This window comes from Streptomyces sp. NBC_01635, assembly GCF_045209715.1.
GTDB classification, from domain to species: Bacteria; Actinomycetota; Actinomycetes; order Streptomycetales; family Streptomycetaceae; genus Streptomyces; species Streptomyces hirsutus.
In genome coordinates, this window is record NZ_CP109277.1 from 5018663 (window position 1) to 5038682 (window position 20020).

Here is a 20020-nt window from a genome sequence, read left to right on the forward strand (position 1 = left end):
CGCGCATCTGCCGTGTATGTTCCGGGGCCGGGAGCCATGGAAGGGGCCGATCCGGTGAACAAGAAGCTCGCGGCCGCGCTGTCCGGCGGCGCGGTACTGGTACTGGCGCTGACGGGATGCGGCGGCGGTGACGACAACAACGAGAAGCTGAACTCCTGGGCGGACCAGGTCTGCGGCGCGGTGCAGCCGCAGGCGAAGAAGATCCAGTCCGCCAACGCCGCGATCCAGAAGGAGACCTCGGACAACAGCACCCCGGAAGAGGTCCAGAAGACCGACTCCAAAGCCTTCCAGGACATGTCCGACGCCTACAAGGCGATCGGTGCGGCCGTGACCAAGGCGGGGGCGCCGGACGTGGAGAACGGCGAGAAGAAGCAGACGGACGCGGTCAAGGAGCTCAACAGCATCTCCGCGTCGTACGCCTCCCTGAAGAAGCAGGTCGACGGACTCGACACGGACGACCAGGCGAAGTTCGCCGACGGCCTGAAGGACATCGCCACCGAGCTGGACAAGCTCAGCAAGAGCGGCAACGACGCCCTCAAGACGCTGGAGGAGGGCGAGGTCGGCGAGGCGATGGCCCGGCAGGCCAGTTGCAAGACGGCCACCGGTTCGGGGCAGGCCACGACGGGCTGACGGCGCGACAACACGACAGCGCACAGCCGCCCTCACCCCGCGCCCCCGGAGCCGCCGCGGCAGTCGCTGCGGTCACGGCGGCCGCCACCGCCGTGACCGCCGTGACCGCCCCGGCGGTCACGGCACGCGCGGGGTGAGGGCGGCGGCCACAATGGAGGGTGTGAGTAACCCCGGCCTGCCGCCCCTGCCCTCGTCCGACCGTCCCGACACCGCCGCCCGTCTCCGGGACGCGCTGCTCGGGGCCTCCTTCACCGCTGACGGACTGCTCGAACTGCTCGGCGCCCCCGCGTACGCGGCGCTGGCCCGCAGCGAGACCGTGCCCGCCTTCCGGGCCACGCGCGGGGACACCCCGCTGGAAACCCTCGTACGACTGTTCCTGTTGCAGCAACCCGTGCCGCACGCGCGCGTGGCGGCCGTGCTGCCCGTCGACGCCTGTCTGGAGGACGGGTGGCTGACGCGCGCCGGCGCGGGCGACGTCGTCGCGACCGTGGACGTACGGCCGTACGGCGGGCTCGCGGACGAGGACTGGTTCATCGTGTCCGACCTCGGGTGCGCGGTCGGCGGCGCGAGCGGCATCGGCAGCGCGCACGAGGGCGTCGTCCTCGGCGTCGGCGGGGCGTCCACGACCCTGGCCGGCATCACCGTCCGCACGCCCGTCGCCTCCGCGCTCGACCTCGGCACCGGCTCCGGCATCCAGGCGCTGCACGCCACCCGGCACGCCACGCGCGTGACGGCCACCGACGTCAACCCGCGCGCGCTGCGCATCACCGCGCTCACCCTGGCCCTCTCCGGGGCCCCGGCCGCCGACCTGCGGGAGGGATCGCTGTTCGCGCCGGTCCGCGCGGACGAGAAGTACGACCTGATCGTGTCCAACCCGCCCTTCGTGATCTCGCCGGGCGCGCGGCTCACCTACCGCGACGGCGGAATGGGCGGGGACGATCTGTGCCGCACGCTCGTTCAGGAGGCGGGGGAACGGCTCGGCGACGGCGGGTTCGCGCAGTTCCTCGCCAACTGGCAGCACGTCGAGGGGGAGGACTGGCAGGACAGACTCAGGTCGTGGGTGCCCCGTGGGTGCGACGCCTGGATCGTGCAGCGCGAGGTGCAGGACGTCACCCAGTACACCGAGCTGTGGCTGCGGGACGCCGGAGACCACCGCGGTGACACGGCCGAGTACCGGGCGCGGTACGACGCCTGGCTGGACGAGTTCGAGGCGCGCGGCGTGAAGGCGGTCGGCTTCGGCTGGATCACGCTGCGCAGGTCGGGCAGCGACCGGCCGTCGATCACGGTGGAGGAATGGTCGCATCCGGTCGAGCAGCCGCTCGGGGACACGGTGCGGGCCCACTTCGAGCGGCTCGACCATCTCCGTGCGCACGACGACGCGGCACTGCTCGAAGCGCGCTTCAGGCTGGCCGCCGAGGTGGTGCAGGAGCAGGTCGGGCTGCCCGGCGCGGAGGACCCGGAGCATGTGGTGCTGCGCCAGAACCGCGGCATGCGCCGGGCCACCCGGGTGGACACCATCGGCGCCGGCTTCGCGGGTGTGAGCGACGGCACGATGAGCGCGGGCCGCATCCTCGACGCCATCGCCCAGCTGCTCGGCGAGGACCCGGTCCTGCTGCGCGACCGCACACCGGCCCAGATCCGGCTGCTCGTGGAGCAGGGCTTCCTGGAGCCGGTGAAGTGACGGGACGGGCCGGTCGGTCCTGGGACCGGCCGGGGGAACGCGGGTCCTGAGGCCGGTGGTGAGGCCGGTGGGGCGTGTGAGTCCTGAGGCCGGTGGTGAGGCCGGTGGGGCGTGTGAGTCCTGAGGCCGGTGGGGCGCGTGGGTCCTGGGAGGCGGCGGGGGCGGGTGGGTCCGGAGGCCGATGAAGGGGTGACAGGGGCTCGGGAGGGTGGTGGGTTCGCCAACTTTCGAGTTGTTTCGGACACCTCGCCGAGGGCCGGCCGCCGTCGCTCCCGCCCCCGTCGCCCCTGCGTTCACTTCCGGTTCGCCTTCCCGCCGCTCGCGCGTGCCAGCCTCACCCCGGGCCCGGCATCAGCGGCCGGGAAGAAGGGCACGGGAGACCATGGAGAACGGACCGGCGATCTTCGCGGGGATGGTGTTCTGCCTGTTCGGAGGTGGGTTGTTGGCCTGGATCGCGACCAGTGTCCGCCGGCATCGCCCCGTGGCCCACGGTGTGAGTCAGGTCGCCTCGGTCACCGTCGCGAGCCTCGTCTCGCTTGCCTCCCTCGTCGTCGGGGCGTGGTGTTTCACCTGGCTCTGAGCAGCACGGGCGAACAGGGGATTCCGGTGAGCGAGAGGTCGCGCTCCGCATAGGGGCGGGCAGGGTCTGGACAGTCCGGGCGGCAGGAACGGTGCAAGTCGGGTTACCGTTCGAGTGGCCGTTGCGGGCTTTTCCCGTTTGACACGGGGGCGGGATGTACCGTCACACTCCGCAGCGTCACGAACCGTGAGTGCAGACCCGACCCCGGGACGACAGCCCGGGGGGCCCCAGCGTCGATCCGGAGAGAAGAGCGAAGTTGTCCCCGACCAGCGAGACCGCGAAGAGCGGCCGCCGACTCGTCATCGTCGAGTCGCCTGCCAAAGCGAAGACGATCAAGGGCTATCTCGGCCCTGGCTACATCGTCGAGGCGAGCGTCGGACATATTCGCGACCTTCCCAACGGCGCCGCGGAGGTGCCCGAGAAGTACACCGGTGAAGTCCGCCGTCTCGGTGTGGACGTCGAACACGACTTCCAGCCGATCTATGTGGTCAACGCCGACAAGCGGGCCCAGGTCAAGAAGCTCAAGGACCTGCTGAAGGAATCCGACGAGCTCTTCCTCGCCACCGATGAGGACCGCGAGGGCGAGGCCATCGCCTGGCACCTGCAGGAAGTGCTCAAGCCGAAGATCCCGGTCAAGCGGATGGTCTTCCACGAGATCACCAAGGACGCGATCCGCGCGGCCGTGGCCAACCCGCGCCAGCTCAACCAGAAGCTGGTCGACGCCCAGGAGACCCGCCGCATCCTCGACCGTCTTTACGGCTACGAGGTCTCGCCGGTCCTGTGGAAGAAGGTCATGCCCCGGCTGTCCGCCGGCCGTGTCCAGTCCGTCGCCACCCGGCTCGTCGTCGAGCGGGAACGCGAGCGCATCGCGTTCCGTTCCGCCGAGTACTGGGATCTGACCGGCACCTTCTCCACGGGCCGCGCCGAATTCGAGGGGAGCGAAGCGACTTCGTTTGAGGGTGGCGGTGGGCGACGGGAGGGCGCCTCCGATCCGTCCTCGCTGCTCGCCCGCCTGCAGACCGTCGACGGCAGGCGGGTCGCGCAGGGCCGCGACTTCGACTCCCTGGGACAGCTGAAGAACGCGAACACCCTCCAGCTCGACGAGGCGAACGCCCGCGCCCTGGCCGCCGCCCTGGAGAACACCCGGTTCTCCGTGCGGTCCGTCGAGTCCAAGCCGTACCGCCGCTCGCCGTACGCCCCGTTCCGTACGACGACGCTGCAGCAGGAGTCGAGCCGCAAGCTCGGCTTCGGCGCGAAGGCCACGATGCAGATCGCGCAGAAGCTGTACGAGAACGGCTACATCACCTATATGCGTACGGACTCGACGACGCTGAGCGAGACGGCGATCACCGCGGCCCGCACCCAGGTCACGCAGTTGTACGGCGCCGACTACCTGCCGCCGCAGCCGCGTACCTACGCCGGGAAGGTGAAGAACGCGCAGGAGGCGCACGAGGCGATCCGCCCCTCCGGCGACCGCTTCCGCACCCCTGCCGAAACCGGCCTGACCGGCGACCAGTTCCGGCTCTACGAGCTGATCTGGAAGCGGACCGTCGCCTCCCAGATGAAGGACGCCACCGGCAACTCCGTCACCGTGAAGATCGGTGGCACGGCGGCCGACGGCCGGGACGTCGAGTTCACCGCGTCCGGCAAGACCATCACCTTCCACGGCTTCCTGAAGGCCTACGTCGAGGGCGCGGACGACCCGAACGCCGAACTCGACGACCGCGAGCGCCGGCTGCCGCAGGTCGCCGAGGGCGACGCCCTCACCGCCGAGGAGATCACGGCCGACGGCCACGCCACCAAGCCCCCGGCCCGCTACACCGAGGCGTCGCTGGTCAAGGAGCTGGAGGAGCGGGAGATCGGCCGCCCGTCGACGTACGCGTCGATCATCGGCACGATCCTCGACCGCGGCTATGTGTTCAAGAAGGGCACGGCCCTCGTGCCGTCCTTCCTCTCCTTCGCCGTCGTCAACCTGCTGGAGAAGCACTTCGGCCGGCTCGTCGACTACGACTTCACCGCCCGCATGGAGGACGACCTCGACCGCATCGCGCGCGGCGAGGCGCGGTCCGTGCCGTGGCTCAAGCGGTTCTACTTCGGCAAGGGCGCCCCCGACAGCGAGTTCCCCGCCGGTGGCAGCGGCAGCGGCGCGGCCGAGGCGGGCAACGGCGACGGGGACCACCTCGGCGGCCTCAAGGAGCTGGTGACCGACCTGGGCGCGATCGACGCGCGCGAGGTGTCGTCGTTCCCGGTGGGCGACGGCATCGTGCTGCGGGTCGGGCGCTACGGCCCGTACATCGAGCGCGGCGAGAAGGACTCCGAGAACCACCAGCGCGCCGACGTCCCCGAGGACCTGGCGCCCGACGAGCTGACGGTGGAGTTCGCCGAGGAGCTGCTCGCCAAGCCGAGCGGTGACTTCGAGCTGGGCACCGACCCGGCGACGGGCCACCCGATCGTCGCCAAGGACGGCCGCTACGGCCCGTACGTCACGGAGATCCTCCCCGAGGGCACCCCGAAGACCGGCAAGAACGCGGTCAAGCCGCGCACCGCCTCCCTCTTCAAGTCGATGTCCCTGGACATGGTGACGCTCGACGACGCGCTGAAGCTGATGTCGCTGCCGCGCGTGGTCGGCACCGACGCCGAGGGCGTGGAGATCACCGCGCAGAACGGCCGGTACGGGCCGTACCTGAAGAAGGGCACCGACTCGCGGTCGCTGCAGTCCGAGGAGCAGCTCTTCACGATCACGCTGGAGGAGGCGCTGGCGATCTACGCCCAGCCCAAGCAGCGGGGCCGGGCCGCGGCCAAGCCGCCGCTGAAGGAGCTGGGCGAGGACCCGGTCAGCGGCAAGCCGGTCGTGGTGAAGGACGGCCGCTTCGGCCCGTACGTCACCGACGGCGAGACCAACGCGACCCTGCGCTCCGGCGACAGCGTCGAGGCGATCACCCAGGAGCGCGGGTTCGAGCTGCTCGCCGAGAAGCGCGCCAAGGCACCCGCCAAGAAGACGGCCAAGAAGGCCCCGGCCAAGTCGGCGGCCGCCAAGAAGACGGCCGCCAAGAAGGCTCCGGCGAAGAAGACGGCGGCCGCCAAGAAGACCGCGGCGAAGAAGACCACGAGCGCCGCGAAGACGACGGCGGCGCGGAAGACGACGGCGTCCACGGCCACGTCCACGGCCACCGCGACGAAGTCCGCCGCCGCGAAGAAGGCGACGGCCGCGTCGAACGGTACCGACGCCGAGGACTGAGGATTCTTCAGGGCCTGATGAGTGTGCGGGAGTTCCCAGGGGCCCCGGAGTCCCCTGGGACTCCGGGGCCCGGGGACTCCGGCGAAGCTCCCGCAAAGCTCCCGCGGAACCCTCAGGACCTGCCCGTCCCCCGGTACGGATCTTCGCGAGGGTTCGGAATGCGAACGCCCCGGCCACACTTCGGTGTCGGGACGTGCGCATGTCAGGGCAGAAGCCCGAGGTATCGGTGCGGGCCGATAGGCTGAACGCATGACGCGATCCGAGCCGCCAACGGCCCCTCAAACGGCCCCCGACGACGCCCTGGTCGCGGACTCCCGCGAGCGCGCGGTCCGCGCCCTGCTGCGTCGCCCGCAGCTGAAACGCCTCTGGAGCGCGCAGCTCGTAGGCGGTGTCGGCGACGTCCTCGCCCTCCTGGTGCTGGTGCTCCTCGCTCTCCAGGCGGCGGTCGCCGAAGGATCGTTCGGCGGCGGCTACCGGGGCGTGGCGTTCGCAGTGGCGACCGTTTTCGGGGTGCGGATCCTCGCGACGCTGCTGTTCGGCGCCGTCCTCCTCGGCCCGCTCACCTCGCTCACCTCCCCGGGCGGCCCTCTGGACCGCCGCTGGACCATGATCGTCGCGGACGGACTGCGGGCGGTCCTGCTCATCGTCGCGCCGCTGTGGATCGACTGGACGCCCGACGACGCGCTCGCCCTGCTCCTCGTCACCGCCTTCGTGACATCGGTCGCCGAGCGGTTCTGGACGGTCTGCCGCGAGAGCGCGGCGCCCGCGCTGCTGCCCGCCCCGCCCCTGGAGGGCGCGACGGTGCGGCCGCTGCCCGACCACATGGACGCGCTGCGCCGCCTGTCGCTGCGTACGGGCTTCGTGGCGGTGCCGGCCGCGGCCCTCGTCCTCGTCGTCGCGGGACTCCTCAACAACCTGCTGGGCACGGGCATCGACTGGTTCGAGCAGCACCAGGCGGCGCTCGCCTCGTACGTCGCGGCCGGACTGTTCGCCGCGTCGCTGTCCATGGTGACGTTCCTCGAACTGCCCGGTACGCGCACTCCCCGCGCGCGGTCGCCGCTGGAGGGGCTGCGCAGCCCGAAGAGCGGCACCGGCTCCGACAAGGGCCGCACCGGTGCCGTGCCGCTGCTGGTGCTCGCCTCCGCGTCCGTGGCCGCCGTGGTGTCGGCGGCCGTCGCGGTGTTCGTGCTGCACGCCACGGACCTGGGCGGCGGGCCCGTGCTGTACGGCCTGCTGGTGGCCGCGCTGACCGGCGGTGTCGTCGTCGGCATACGGACGGCACCGGCCCTGCTGCCGTCGCTGTCGCGGCGCCGGCTGCTCGCGCTGGCACTCGCCTGCACCGGCGTCGCGCTGCTCGCCGCCGGACTTGTACCGGACGTCACCAGCGTGCTGCTGCTCGCCGCGCTGGCCGGTGTCGGCGCGGGCACGGCGGCCAACACCGGGCACACCCTGCTCGACCAGGAGACCGAGGACCAGCGGCGGGCGCGCACGACGGAGCACCTGCACGCGGTCGTCCGCCTCTTCGTGGCACTCGGCGTGGTGATCGCCCCGCTGGTGGCCGCGGGCATCGGACCGCACCGGCTGGAGAGCGGCCGGTTCGTCTTCGCGCACGACGGCGCCGCGTTCACGCTGATGCTGGTGGGGGCACTGCTGCTGCCGGTGGCCGCGCTTGTCCTGGCCAAGGTCGACGACCGTTCCGGGGTGCCGCTGCGCCACGACCTCCGGGACGCGCTGCTCGGCGGCGACGACCCCGAGCCCGCAGTGGCGGGCGACGGCTTCTTCATCGCCCTGGAAGGCGGCGACGGGGCCGGGAAGTCCACCCAGGCCGAGGCGCTCGCCGAGTGGATCCGGGGCAAGGGCCACGAGGTCGTGCTCACGCGTGAGCCGGGGGCGACACCGGTCGGCAAGCGGCTGCGGTCGATCCTGCTGGACGTCTCGAGCGCCGGACTGTCCCACCGCGCGGAGGCCCTGCTGTACGCGGCGGACCGCGCCGAGCACATCGACACGGTCGTACGGCCCGCCCTGGAGCGCGGCGCGGTCGTCATCTCCGACCGGTACATCGACTCCTCGGTGGCCTACCAGGGCGCCGGGCGCGACCTGTCGCCGACCGAGATCGCCCGCATCAACCGCTGGGCCACCGACGGCCTCGTACCGCACCTCACCGTGCTCCTCGACGTGGCGCCGGAGACCGCGCGCGAGCGGTTCACCGAGGCGCCGGACCGGCTGGAGTCGGAGCCCGCCGAGTTCCACGCGCGCGTGCGGGCCGGTTTCCTCACGCTGGCCGCGGCCGACCCCGGCCGGTACCTGGTCGTCGACGCCGGTCAGGAGCCGGACGCGGTGGGTACCGTCATCCGGCACCGGCTCGACCAGGTGCTGCCGCTCTCCGAGGCCGAGGTCAAGGCCATCGAGGAGGCCCGGCGCAAGGCCATCGAGGAGGCCCGCCGCAAGGCGGAGGAGGAAGCGGCGCGCAAGGCCGAGGAGGAGCGCCTGGAGCGCGAGCGCCAGGAACAGCTGGCACGGCTGCGTGCCGAGGAGGAGGAGCGCAAGCGGCGCGAGCTGGAGGAGGCGCAGCGGCGCGAGGCCGAACGGCAGGCGGAGGAGGCCCGGCAGCGCGCCGAGGAGGCCGCCCGCCGTGCCGAGGAGGAGCGGCAGCGGCTCCTCGCCGAGGAGAAGGCGCGCGCGGAGGCGGAAGCCCGCCGCAAGGCGGAGGAGGAGCGCCGCCGCAAGCAGGCCGAGGAGGCGGAGCGGCTGCGCGCCGAGGCCGAGGCACTGCGCCTGGAGAAGCAGCGCAAGGCCGAGGAGGCACTACGGCGGGCCGAGGAGGCCCGACGCCTCGCGGAGCGGGCCGCGGCCGCGGCGGAGGCGGGGCCCTCCCCGGTGAACTGGGCCGACGCGGCGCGTGGTGCGGATGCGCCGAGCAGGTCGGACGCCTCGCGAAGGTCGGGCGCGTCCGACGGTACGGATGCGTCCGGTGGTCCGGATGTGCCGAGCGGGTCGGCCCCGGCGGACGAGACGGCGGTGCTGCCCAAGGTGACGGGCGACGCGGCGGGAGAGGACGGGCCGGGCTCCGGCGAGTCCTCGGGCCGGTTCCGCAAGGGCGGGCGTGACTCCGCGTGGGGCGGGAGCGAGGGACGGTCCGGCTGGGTCAGGTCCTCCCAGCCGTCCGAGGCCGAGGCGACGACCGAGCTGCCGCAGGTGTCGGTCGCGCCGGGGGCGGCCGACGAGACCGAGGTGCTGCCGGCCGTGCCGCCGCCGAGCGCCACGGAGGAGACGGCGGTGCTCCCCGCGATCACCCAGGACGAGGACGAGGTGGCCAGCACGCGCGAGCTGCCCCGGGTCGACCTCGAGAACCTGCCGGACCGGCGCAGGCAGCGCTCGGACTGGGCCGAGGAGACCCCGCTGGACGACCTGCCGACCCTGGCGGACGAACTGCTGGGCCAGCGCGACAGTGAACCGGGTGAACCGGGTGAACCGGGTGAACCGGGTGAACCGGGTGAACCCGACGAGGGCGGCCGGGGCAAGGGCAAGGGACGGCGCCGCTGACACGAGCGGCGGCCCACCGAGGTGCCGATGCCGGGCGGGGGCGGAACGACGGCCCCCGCCCAGCGCCGTTCCCCGGGCCGGTCCCGCCACCGGTCCGGGACTGTCGGTGGTCACCCCCACAATGGTTTCGGGCAGTGCCTCCACTGCCCGGATCCGGACAGTGGATCCGGCGGTGGAATCGGCCGGTGGACAATGAGTGGCGAACGCGACGAGCGTGACGAACATGACGGAAGGGCGGTGTGACCCATGACCGTGTGGGACGACCTCGTCGGGCAGCAGCGGGTGAGCGACCAGCTCGCCGCCGCCGCGCGGGACGCCGATGCCCTCGTCACGGCCGCGGCGGCCGACGCCCCACCGCCGGAGGCGTCGAGGATGACGCACGCGTGGCTGTTCACCGGACCGCCCGGCGCGGGGCGGAACCAGGCGGCGCGCGCCTTCGCCGCCGCGTTGCAGTGCGTCAGCCCCGACCGCGCGCTCGGCGGGGCCCCGGGCTGCGGATTCTGCGACGGCTGCCACACCGCCCTGATCGGCACCCACGCCGACGTGAGCACGATCGCCGCCGTCGGCGCGATGATCCTGGTGCGCGACATGCGCGACACCGTCCGCAAGTCGTTCACCGCACCGGCGAACGGCCGCTGGCAGGTGATCCTTGTCGAGGACGCCGAGCGGTTGAACGAGAGTTCCGCCAACGCCGTCCTCAAGGCCGTCGAGGAGCCCGCGCCCCGCACGGTCTGGCTGCTCTGCGCCCCCTCCGTCGAGGACGTCCTGCCGACGATCCGCTCCCGCTGCCGCCACCTCAACCTGAGCACGCCCTCCGTGGACGCCGTGGCCGATCTGCTCGTACGCCGTGAGGGCATCGAGCCGGACGTCGCCGCTGCCGCGGCCCGCGCCACCCAGGGGCACGTCGACCGGGCCCGCCGGCTGGCCACCGACCCGGCCGCCCGCGAGCGCCGGGCCGCCGTACTGAAGCTGCCGCTGCGCGTCGAGGACATCGGGAGCGCGCTCAAGGCGGCCCAGGAACTCGTAGACGCCGCCGCCGAGGACGCCAAACAGCTGGCCGAGCAGAGGGACACCAAGGAGACCGACGAGCTGAAGGCGGCTCTCGGCGCGGTGCAGGGCGGCCGGATGCCGCGCGGCACCGCGGGCGTGGTCAAGGAACTGGAGGACATGCAGAAGCGCCGCAGAACCCGTACCCAGCGGGACAGCCTCGACGTGGCCCTGACCGACCTCACCAGCTTCTACCGCGACGTCCTCGCCCTCCAGCTCGGCTCCCGCGTGGCCATCGCCAACGCGGACGCGGAGGACGCCCTGGAGCGCCTGGCCCGGGACAACTCCCCCGAATCCACGCTCCGCCGCATCGAGGCCATCGACGCCTGCCGCGACGCCCTCGACCGCAACGTGACCCCGCTCCTGGCGGTGGAAGCGATGACGATGGCCCTCAGAGCAGGTTGACCCGACCCGACCCGACCCGACCCGACCCGACCCGACCCGACCCGACCCGACCCTGACCCCGAATCCGAATCCGAATCCGAAAACCGCGTCCCGTAGCCCGAAAATCACGACGCGCACGGCACGCGAAACCCACACAGGGCGCTCGTTCCATCGCGCAGAGTTACGCTCGCAGCATGTACACAAGGCGCATCCTCCGCAGGACCCGTACCGGAGCCACGCTGCTTGCCGCCGCCGCGCTCCTGGTCTCCGGCTGCTCCTCCGGAAGCACGACGAGCACCACGAGTTCCGCGAGCTCGGCGGCGAAGGAGGAGGCGGCGGCGCTGGCCCCCCTGCCGCGCTCCACGCCCAAGGCGCTCACGCCGTACTACGAGCAGAAGCCGGCCTGGCGCGACTGCGGAGTGCCCGGCTTCCAGTGCGCCACGCTGAAGGCCCCGCTCGACTACGCGGACCCGGCCGCCGGCGACATCCGCCTCGCCGTGTCCCGCAAGAAGGCCGAGGGCCCGGGGGAGCGGCTGGGCTCCCTGCTGGTCAACCCCGGCGGCCCGGGCGCGTCGGCGATCGACTACCTCCAGGCGTACGCGGGCATCGGCTACCCCAAGGAGGTGCGCGCCCGCTACGACATGGTGGCCGTGGACCCGCGGGGCGTGGCCCGCAGCGAGCCCGTCGAATGCCTGGACGGCCCCGAGATGGACGCGTACACGCAGACGGACTTCACGCCGGACGACGAGAAGGAGGCGGACACGCTGGTCGCCGGGTACCGGAAGTTCGCCGAGGGTTGTGGGGCGGACGCGCCGAAGCTGCTGCGCCACGTGTCCACCATCGAGGCGGCCCGGGACATGGACATCGTGCGGGCGGCCCTGGGCGACGAGAAGCTGAACTATGTCGGCGCCTCCTACGGGACCTTCCTCGGGGCGACGTACGCGGGCCTGTTCCCGGACCGGACGGGCCGGCTGGTGCTGGACGGCGCGCTGGACCCCTCCCTGTCCGCGCGACAGCTCAACATCGAGCAGACGGCGGGTTTCGAGACCGCGTTCACGGCCTTCGCGAAGGACTGCGTACGGCAGAGCGACTGCCCGCTCGGCGACCGGAACACCAGCTCCGAAGAGGCCGGCAAAAACCTGAAGGAGTTCTTCGCCAAGACCGACGCCCAGCCGATCCCCACCGGTGACGCCGACGGCCGTGAGCTCACCGAGTCGCTGGCCACCATCGGCGTGATCGCCGCGATGTACGACGAGGGCGCCTGGCCGCTCCTGCGCAAGGCCCTGACGGCGGCGATGAAGGAGAACAACGGCGCCGGACTCCTCGCCCTCTCCGACAGCTACTACGAACGCGACGCCGAAGGCGAGTACGCCAACCTGATGTTCGCCAACGCCGCGGTGAACTGCCTGGACCTCCCGGCCGCCTTCGACTCCCCGGACCAGGTGAGGGACGCGCTCCCCGACTTCGAGAAGGCGTCCCCGGTCTTCGGCGAGGGCTTCGCCTGGGCGGCCCTGAACTGCACGTACTGGCCGGTCGCCGCCACGGGTGAGCCCCAGCGCATCGAGGCGAAGGGCGCGGCGCCGATCGTCGTCGTCGGTACCACGCGCGACCCCGCGACCCCCTACCGCTGGGCGGAGGCCCTGGCCGGCCAGCTCGCCTCGGCCCGCCTCCTCACCTACGAGGGCGACGGCCACACCGCCTACGGCCGGGGCAGCGACTGCATCGACTCCGCGATCAACGCCTACCTCGTCGACGGCACCCCGCCCGCGGACGGAAAGCGCTGCTCATAGCGGGTGCACCCACCCCGGAGGCAGGCCCCCCGGCCCGCCTCCGGGGCAGGTACGAAGCACCATTCGAAACTGTGTAGACTTACCGACGTCGCTGACCGCACCATGGTGCCGACAGCGCGCCGCCTTAGCTCAGATGGCCAGAGCAACGCACTCGTAATGCGTAGGTCTCGGGTTCGAATCCCGAAGGCGGCTCTGTGAAAGCCTCAGGACTCACTCGCCGTGACCTGGGGCTTTTGCTTTTCCGTGGCCTTTCCCGCCGAGGGTTGAAGCGCTTGGCGAGCCCGTCGGCGGTGATGCGAGGCCGAGGTGCGGCCATTTCTGCAGCGGCGCTGCAGAGGTGGGGGTCGGGGCGTGTGAGCCGTGAGTCGGCGAGGCGGTTGCGGCTTTGTTCGATTCCACAGGCGCCGAGGCCTGCTGACGATGTCGCGGCGGCGATGGCGGGGCGCGCGAACTGGGTGGATTCGCGGGACCTGGGCTTGGAATGTTCCATGGCTGTGGCGGCAACTGGTTTCGCTCTCCCCGAGCGTTTCTGGTCCAGGGGCCGCCGCTGCACGCGGGAGCTCCGCAGAGCAGTCAAGGTGTACTGCTACGCCACCATGGAGGAACCAGAGGCGGTGGACCTGGAGATCCGCAGGGCACGTCGTTCCTCGGCCTCCCCGGCCGCGACGAGCATCGTCCTGGCGGTGTCCAGGAGGAGTCCGGACCCGCGTTCCGGCGCCTTCCGCTTCGCACGCCCGCTGTCCGTCAGGGCCGGACGGGCCGGTCCTCCACTTGTTTCGTACGGCATCGTCCCTGCTCGTCCTCGGAGCCGACAGGAGTCCTGTCCCTGGTGCCGGTGCGCGCCCGCACCGACTGAGGTGGTGGCCTTGCTGAAGGAGGGCTCACTGCATCGGACGGTGCTCATCGACCAGCCGGCATCGCTCACAGAAGTCCTGGCCCTGCGGGCGGACGAAAGCCGATTCGGCCGAGCCGGATCGGTGCCGTACAGTTCACCGTACCGACGCGGGGTGGAGCAGCTCGGTAGCTCGCTGGGCTCATAACCCAGAGGTCGCAGGTTCAAATCCTGTCCCCGCTACTCGAACGTGAAGGCCCGGTGGATACCGGGCCTTCACTGCGTCTGGCCCCGCTCGAACCCGGTCCTTGGGGGACAGGGCTCCGGGACGAAGACGGCATCGGCACCCTGGGCACGAAGCCACGCGTTGTGACATCTCGGAGATCTGGCCTCCGTGAGCCGGCTCGGGGGCCCGCCTTGGAAGCGGACCCGCTCTCCGAACCGGCCGTCGCTTGCGGACCGGTCCCCGCCCTCCTTCCCGAGCGTGCCGCCGGGGAGTCCGGTCTCCGTGGTCACTTGGCGTCCGCGTAGCACTCCACCACCGCCGTGGTGAACGGGAACCGCACCGGGGTCGGGCCGAACGTCAGCCGCCCGGCCAGCTCCGCCGCCTCCCGGATCGCCGTCACCACCGTCTGCGCCTCCTCCTCGGGGCAGTGCACGATCACCTCGTCGTGCTGGAAGAAGACCAGCTCGGCCGCCATGTCCCGCACCGCCTGCCGTAGCGCGGCGAGCAGCAGCAGGGTCCAGTCGGCGGCGCTGCCCTGGACGACGAAGTTGCGGGTGAAACGGCCTCGCGCGCGGGCGTCGGTCGAGGCGTAACCCGGTACCCACTGTCGGGCGGCGTCGGATTCCTCCTCCGTGAGCGGGATGCCCGCCTCCTCCACCGCGTCGTCCGTCGTACGGGTCGCGGGCGGGCAGGTGCGGCCGAGCCAGGTCCGTACGAGCCGGCCTTCCTCACCGGCGCGGGCGGCCTCGTCGACGTAGGCCACGGCCCGGGGGAAGCGGCGTCTGAGGGCGGCGAGGTTCTTCAGGCCGTCGCCGGACGTCTGGCCGTAGACCGCGCCGAGGACGGCGAGCTTCGCCTGCGCGCGGTTGCCGGAGAAGGCGCGGTCGGACACCGACTGGTAGAGGTCGGTCTCCCGGCCGGCCACCTCCATCAGCCCGGGGTCGCGGGAGATCGCCGCGAGGACACGTGGCTCCATCTGGTCGGCGTCGGCGACGACGAGCCGCCAGCCCGGGTCGGCGATGGCCGCGCGGCGGATCACCTTGGGGATCTGCAGCGCGCCCCCGCCGTTGGTCACCCAGCGGCCGGTCACCGTCCCGCCCGCCAGGAACTCGGGCCGGAAGCGGCCGTCGCGCACCCAGTCCTGGAGCCAGGACCAGCCGTGGGCGACCCGGATGCGGTACAGCTTCTTGTACTCGATCAGCGGTTTCACCGCCGGATGGTCGAGGGACTCGAGCTCCCAGCGGCGGGTCGAGGAGACCTTGATCCCGGCCTGCGCGAACGCCTTGACGACGTCGGCGGGCAGGTCGGGCCGGACCCGGCGGCCGAAGGCGGCGGACACCTCGTCGGCGAGCTCGGCGAGTCTGCGGGGCTCGCCGCCGCCCGCGTACCGCTCGCCGAGCAGGTCGTGCAGCACCGCGCGGTGCACGTCCGCCCGCCAGGGCAGCCCCGCACGGTTCATCTCGGCGGCGACGAGCATCCCCGCCGACTCGGCGGCCACCAGCAGCCGCATCCGGTCCGGGTGCGCGGTGGCCTCGATCCGGCGCTGCTGGTCGGCGTAGACCGCGAGGAGGTCCGTCAGAGGGACGTGGGCGCCCCGGGGTTCGAAGAGCGACGACTGCGCGCCCGGCTCGGCCGGGCGCTGCGGCGGATCGGGCGGTACAGGGCCTCCGCGGAGCCGCGCCAGGGCGGCCGCGGCCGAACGGGGCTGCCCGTACCGCCCCTCGTGGCCGAGCAGGAGAGTCTCGGCGGCCTCGACGTCGTAGCACCGCTCCACTCGCACCCCCGCGGCGAGCAGGCGCGGATAGACCTCGGCGGTGGACCGCCACACCCACCGGGTGACACCGGGACGGCTCCGTACGGCCTCGGCGGGACCCGCCTCCCGCCGCACCGGAGCGGCGGGCAGCCCTTCCGGGCCGAGGGGGGCGACGTCGACGCCACCGTCCTCGGCCGAGGAGAGAGCCCACCGGTCGGCCATGACGTGAGTGTGACAGGGGGGTCTGACAGCCGAATCCGGCAGCCGGGCCCGACAGCCGGGTTCGGGTGCGGGGCCCGGCGGAAGGGTTCGGCAGCGGGGTCCGGCGACGGCCCGGATCAGCTCTCCGGCGAGGCTTCCTTCTCCTGGTCCTCCTCCTGCCGCGTCTCCACGACCTGCGCCAGCAGGTCGGCGACGTACCGCTCGGTGGTCGTCTTGTCGACGCCCAGGCCGCTGAGGACGCCCTCGCCGTTCTCGTGCTCCAGGAGGGCGAGCAGAAGGTGCTCGGTACCGACGTAGTTGTGGCCGAGGCGGAGGGCCTCGCGGAAGGTGAGTTCCAGGACCTTCTTGGCCGCCGGGCCGTACGGCACCAGCTCGGGGGCGTCCTCGACGGCCGGCGGGAGGGCCGCGACGGCGGCCGCGCGGACCGCGTCCAGGGTGACGCCCTGTTCGGTGATCGCCTTCGCGGCCAGGCTGCCCGGCTCGGCCAGCAGGCCGAGGACCAGGTGCTCGGGCAGGCCCTCGGCGTTGCGTGCGGCCTTGGACTCGTTGTGCGCGGCCATCACCACGGCGCGGGCGCGGGTCGTGTAGCGGTTGAAGCCCTCGTTCGGGTCGAGGGCGGCCGACTCCTTGGTCACGAAACGCTTCTGGGCCGCCTGCCGGGTGACGCCCATGCTCTTGCCGATGTCCGTCCAGGAGGCGCCCGAGCGCCGGGCCTGGTCCACGAAGTGGCCGATCAGGTGATCCGCCACATCGCCGAGGTGCTCGCCCGCGAGCACCGCGTCCTGAAGCTGCTGAAGGGGTTCCTCGTGGACCTTCTTGATGGCTGCGATGAGGTCGTCGAGACGTACGGATGACTTGATGCCGGGATTCGTCGTCATGTGTCAACGGTAGGTTGACAGTGCGAGGGTGTCAACCGCGAGTTGACACTTGGGGGTGAAGACCCACGGCATGGCACCATCGGCCCGTGAGCACGTCCAGCACCGTCGACCGCGCCTTCCGGGCCGCCCTGTACGCCACCACCGACGACGCCCTCGACACCGGCGCGTCCCTGCTCGCCGGCGACCCGGCGGCGGACGCCGAACTCGCCCGGCGGGGCGAGGAGTTCGTGTCGAAAGCCTGGCAGCGCGGCTGGCAGCCCGCCGACCTCGTACGGATCGTCCGGCGCGAACTGGACGACGTGCACCTACGGCTCGTCACGGGGCTGATCCGCGCGCAGGCGCCGCACGACCGGCCCCGGGGCCCCCGCTGGACCGCCCAGCTCGATGCCCTCGGCGACTCCGGCGCCGCGTCCGCACCCCGCACCGATCGCTTCTCGCGCGCCACGGCCGTACTGGAGGCGTACCGGCTGCTGCTGCGCCTGCCCATGCTCGAATCCCTCGACGGGGCGGCGGCCGAGGCCGCCGGCGCGGCGGGACCGGAGGGGCGGGACCGGCGTCCGGAGTCCCGCATGCTCGGCCGCATCCGCGCGCTGCTGGCCAAGGCGGAGGCGACCGGATTCCCGGAGGAGGCGGAGGCGCTCACCGCCAAGGCGCAGGAACTGATGGCGCGACACAGCGTCGACGAGGCCCTGCTCGCGGTACGGACGCACGCGGCGACGGTGCCGGGCGCGTGCCGGATCGGGGTGGAGGCGCCGTACGAGCAGACCAAGGCCGTCCTGCTCGACGCGATCGCCGACGCGAACCACTGCCGGGCCGTGTGGAACGAATCCCTCGGCTTCTCCACCGTGGTCGGCTTCGACGCCGACCTGGAAGCGGTCGAACTTCTCTACACCTCACTGCTCGTACAGGCCGGTACGGCCATGACGAAGGCGGAGGCGGCCCAGAAGGCGGGCGGACGCAAGCGGACCAAGACCTTCCGGCAGTCCTTCCTCGCGGCCTACGCCCACCGCGTGGGCGCACGCCTCGCGGCTGCCGCTGAAGGCCGGACGAGCGGGCTGAGCGACGACCTGCTCCCGGTGCTAGCCTCCCGCGACGTCGCGGTCACCGAGCGGCTGGACCACTTGTTCCCGGAGACGACGACCACCCGGCTGCGCGGGGTGAGCGACGTGGCGGGCTGGGAGGAGGGCGCGCGGGCGGCGGACGACGCCCAGGTCGAAGCCCGCAGACGACTCGGCTGAACCGGAGCCCGCACCCTGCGACACTCTGCGTGTTTTCGGCAGGATGAATGGGAGCCACTCCGGCACTGAGGTCGAGAGCCACGTTGCCCCATCCGTGGTGGGAATGGACACGACGCAAGTCCGTGATCGGCAATGAGATTGAGAGCCACCTCGATCGGGTGATTTCTGGCTGTGGCGGTGATGGCTCGACGCGCGAATGCCGGATGTGCGGCAGCCCCGTTGCTCCGCTGCACCGCTATGCCTCCAACGCTGCCCTGTGACAGAACTACGCACCGCTGGCGCCGCGGTCCGCGCCATACGCTGCCATCAACTACGCGTGGGTTCCTTGGTAGCTGGTGTCAGAGAGGTAACCTCGCCCATCTCTCCCCCCGCGGTAGCGGTTGAGGCCACGGCGGTGGCTGAGGCAAAGGTGGCGGCCAGGGTGGCGGCCAGGGTGGCGGCCAGGGTGGCGGCCACACGGCGATCACTACTGGTATCCGTTCGGCGAGATCCATCGTGCACCTGCCAAGAGCTTCACGGGCTGTGGGGTGGAGGGGATGAAGGTCCATCTCGGTGAAGTCAGCCGGGTCGTGCAGATGACGGGCGACTGGCGGTCCGAGACCAGGCGGGGTGGGACGAACTCGGCGGTGCTCCGCACCGACGGGCTGACCGGTGCGGGCTAAACAGGGCCTGCGGCGCCGCCTTCGGCCTCCTGGATCCGCTGGCCCTCCGCGTCGACCGCCGGCAGGGGCACCGCGTCGGGGATTTCGGGGGTGGTGCCGGTAGCGGCGAGGATCGTCGCAGCCGGCATGCGGTTGCCGGTCCGCGCGGCCATCGCCATGGCCGCCGCCGCGGCTGGCGCGGTGGCCCACGGCGGAACCACGAGAAGCATGAAGTGGTCGTTGAGCCCGCGGGTCACGCTCATCGTGTCATCGCTGGCGGTGAACCAGCCGATGTGAACGACGCGGCCGTCGATCGTGAGGCTGCGTGGGATGTCGTCCCAGGCGTCCTGGTCCAGCCCGACGCGCAGGATCGCGCCGAGGTGCGCGCTCAGTGCGGTGATGAGGCCGGGCAGCTCGGCGCGGACATCGCGGGAATGCGGCCACCACGCGCCATCGAACATTCCCGCGCGGGCCAGCGTAGGCTCCAGGGTCAGCCGGACTGCCGAGGGCGCCGTCGGCTGCGGGAAGAGGCTGGGGGAGCGCCCCCATACGAATGCAGTGCTGTGGTTCGGCAACATGGCGTGCCGCCCGTCTCGGTTCTCGACGGAACCGGTTTGGTCTAGGGCGACGCCGACTCGGCTGCCAACGGTGAAACGTCCTGGTGACTGCAATTGTACTCTGTGCAACCGGTGGCGGAGCGGGGGCCCGCGCTCAGGCGGTTCGCTCCCGCAGAGCCCGCCCGACGATCTTTCCCCCCCGCTGGCTCCGGGTGTGAGTAGTTGAGGTACAGGAAGCAGCGCCGAGATTGATCATGGTCGTGCGCTGGAGATGCATCACGTACGCGCCGCCCAGCCGCACCACGCAACCGGCCGGTCAGCCGCGCGCCGGCCGGTATCTGGGCGAGCTGCTCGGTGAACGACCACCGGGGACACCGCGGCTCACGGCAGAACCAGCGGCGCTTGTGCCACAAGAACTCCAGGCCGCTGTCCCCGTAGGGAAGATCGCGGGGCCGGGTCACCGCCGAGCCCTTCACCCGGGAGGCGAATGCCCCGCAGGCCGGACAAGCCCGCGCCGACTCGTTTGCCGTGACCGATGGAACCGGCGTCTGCCGCCCTCGGGCCGCTCGACACGTGCGACGGACACCCCGTCGAGGTCGAGCAGCAACGCCGTATCGTTGACCAAGCCCGTGGCTCCTGCGTGATCGTTCTGCGTCGAGAACAGAAATGATCAGGTATGACCACGGGTGCTCTGCATTCGGATGCCGAAAACCACCACGACTGTCACCATCGTGACGACAGGTCAGCACCGCCAGCCGAGTGCACCGCTCAAGTTCGAAG

General features: G+C 72.0%; 14 protein-coding genes and 2 tRNA genes. 11 read left to right on the forward strand and 5 right to left on the reverse strand.

The features are described 5' to 3' along the window. The first annotated feature begins 36 nt into the window (after positions 1 to 36). The 8 genes from OHB56_RS23440 to OHB56_RS23475 all read left to right on the forward strand — a co-directional run bounded on the left by OHB56_RS23440 (position 37) and on the right by OHB56_RS23475 (position 13085). A complete protein-coding gene (locus tag OHB56_RS23440) occupies positions 37 to 630 on the forward strand; it encodes a small secreted protein (protein ID WP_326754005.1) in 594 nt (197 codons plus the stop codon). 151 nt (positions 631 to 781) lie between these two features. After that, a complete protein-coding gene (locus OHB56_RS23445; protein ID WP_406355480.1) occupies positions 782 to 2311 on the forward strand; it encodes a methyltransferase in 1530 nt (509 codons plus the stop codon). 382 nt (positions 2312 to 2693) lie between these two features. Continuing rightward, positions 2694 to 2891 (forward strand): hypothetical protein, encoded by a 198-nt coding sequence (locus tag OHB56_RS23450; protein ID WP_326754007.1) that lies wholly within the window; start codon positions 2694 to 2696, stop codon positions 2889 to 2891. A 256-nt stretch (positions 2892 to 3147) separates the two neighbouring features. Beyond that, on the forward strand, positions 3148 to 6129 hold the full coding sequence (gene topA / locus OHB56_RS23455; protein ID WP_326754008.1) for a type I DNA topoisomerase: 2982 nt from the start codon (positions 3148 to 3150) through the stop codon (positions 6127 to 6129). 249 nt (positions 6130 to 6378) lie between these two features. Further along, positions 6379 to 9672 (forward strand): dTMP kinase, encoded by a 3294-nt coding sequence (gene tmk, locus OHB56_RS23460; RefSeq protein ID WP_406355482.1) that lies wholly within the window; start codon positions 6379 to 6381, stop codon positions 9670 to 9672. Between the two features lie 246 nt (positions 9673 to 9918). Then, a complete protein-coding gene (locus OHB56_RS23465) occupies positions 9919 to 11124 on the forward strand; it encodes a DNA polymerase III subunit delta' (RefSeq protein WP_326754010.1) in 1206 nt (401 codons plus the stop codon). 173 nt (positions 11125 to 11297) lie between these two features. Next, positions 11298 to 12893, forward strand: coding sequence for an alpha/beta hydrolase (locus OHB56_RS23470; RefSeq protein WP_406355484.1), 1596 nt, complete (start codon positions 11298 to 11300; stop codon positions 12891 to 12893). Positions 12894 to 13011: 118 nt separating this feature from the next. Beyond that, a tRNA-Thr gene (locus tag OHB56_RS23475) sits at positions 13012 to 13085 on the forward strand. Positions 13086 to 13479: 394 nt separating this feature from the next. Here the strand turns inward: OHB56_RS23475 and OHB56_RS23480 are convergent. Next, entirely contained in the window at positions 13480 to 13680 is a 201-nt protein-coding gene (locus OHB56_RS23480) for a hypothetical protein (protein WP_406355486.1), read from the reverse strand. A gap of 214 nt (positions 13681 to 13894) precedes the next feature. On the opposite strand from OHB56_RS23480, the gene OHB56_RS23485 reads away from it, so the two are divergent. Next, positions 13895 to 13968: transfer RNA gene (locus tag OHB56_RS23485), tRNA-Met, on the forward strand. Positions 13969 to 14237: 269 nt separating this feature from the next. Here the strand turns inward: OHB56_RS23485 and OHB56_RS23490 are convergent. Next, positions 14238 to 15926 (reverse strand): bifunctional 3'-5' exonuclease/DNA polymerase, encoded by a 1689-nt coding sequence (locus tag OHB56_RS23490; protein ID WP_406355488.1) that lies wholly within the window; start codon positions 15924 to 15926, stop codon positions 14238 to 14240. A 116-nt stretch (positions 15927 to 16042) separates the two neighbouring features. After that, positions 16043 to 16804, reverse strand: a complete 762-nt coding sequence (locus OHB56_RS23495; protein WP_406355490.1) for a Clp protease N-terminal domain-containing protein — start codon at positions 16802 to 16804, stop codon at positions 16043 to 16045. 86 nt (positions 16805 to 16890) lie between these two features. On the opposite strand from OHB56_RS23495, the gene OHB56_RS23500 reads away from it, so the two are divergent. After that, positions 16891 to 18042 carry a DUF2786 domain-containing protein gene (locus OHB56_RS23500; protein ID WP_406355492.1) on the forward strand — a complete coding sequence of 384 codons (1152 nt, stop codon included), beginning with the start codon at positions 16891 to 16893 and terminating at the stop codon, positions 18040 to 18042. Between the two features lie 536 nt (positions 18043 to 18578). Further along, positions 18579 to 18704 (forward strand): hypothetical protein, encoded by a 126-nt coding sequence (locus OHB56_RS23505; protein ID WP_276204801.1) that lies wholly within the window; start codon positions 18579 to 18581, stop codon positions 18702 to 18704. Here the strand turns inward: OHB56_RS23505 and OHB56_RS23510 are convergent. Together OHB56_RS23510 and OHB56_RS23515 are read right to left on the reverse strand one after the other, a co-directional pair. Next, positions 18701 to 19261 carry a DUF5994 family protein gene (locus OHB56_RS23510; protein WP_406355494.1) on the reverse strand — a complete coding sequence of 187 codons (561 nt, stop codon included), beginning with the start codon at positions 19259 to 19261 and terminating at the stop codon, positions 18701 to 18703. The genes OHB56_RS23505 and OHB56_RS23510 overlap by 4 nt on opposite strands. Before the next feature lie 41 nt (positions 19262 to 19302). Next, positions 19303 to 19989: a transposase family protein gene (locus OHB56_RS23515; protein ID WP_406355496.1), complete on the reverse strand. Its 687-nt coding sequence runs from the start codon at positions 19987 to 19989 to the stop codon at positions 19303 to 19305. Positions 19990 to 20020: the final 31 nt, after the last annotated feature.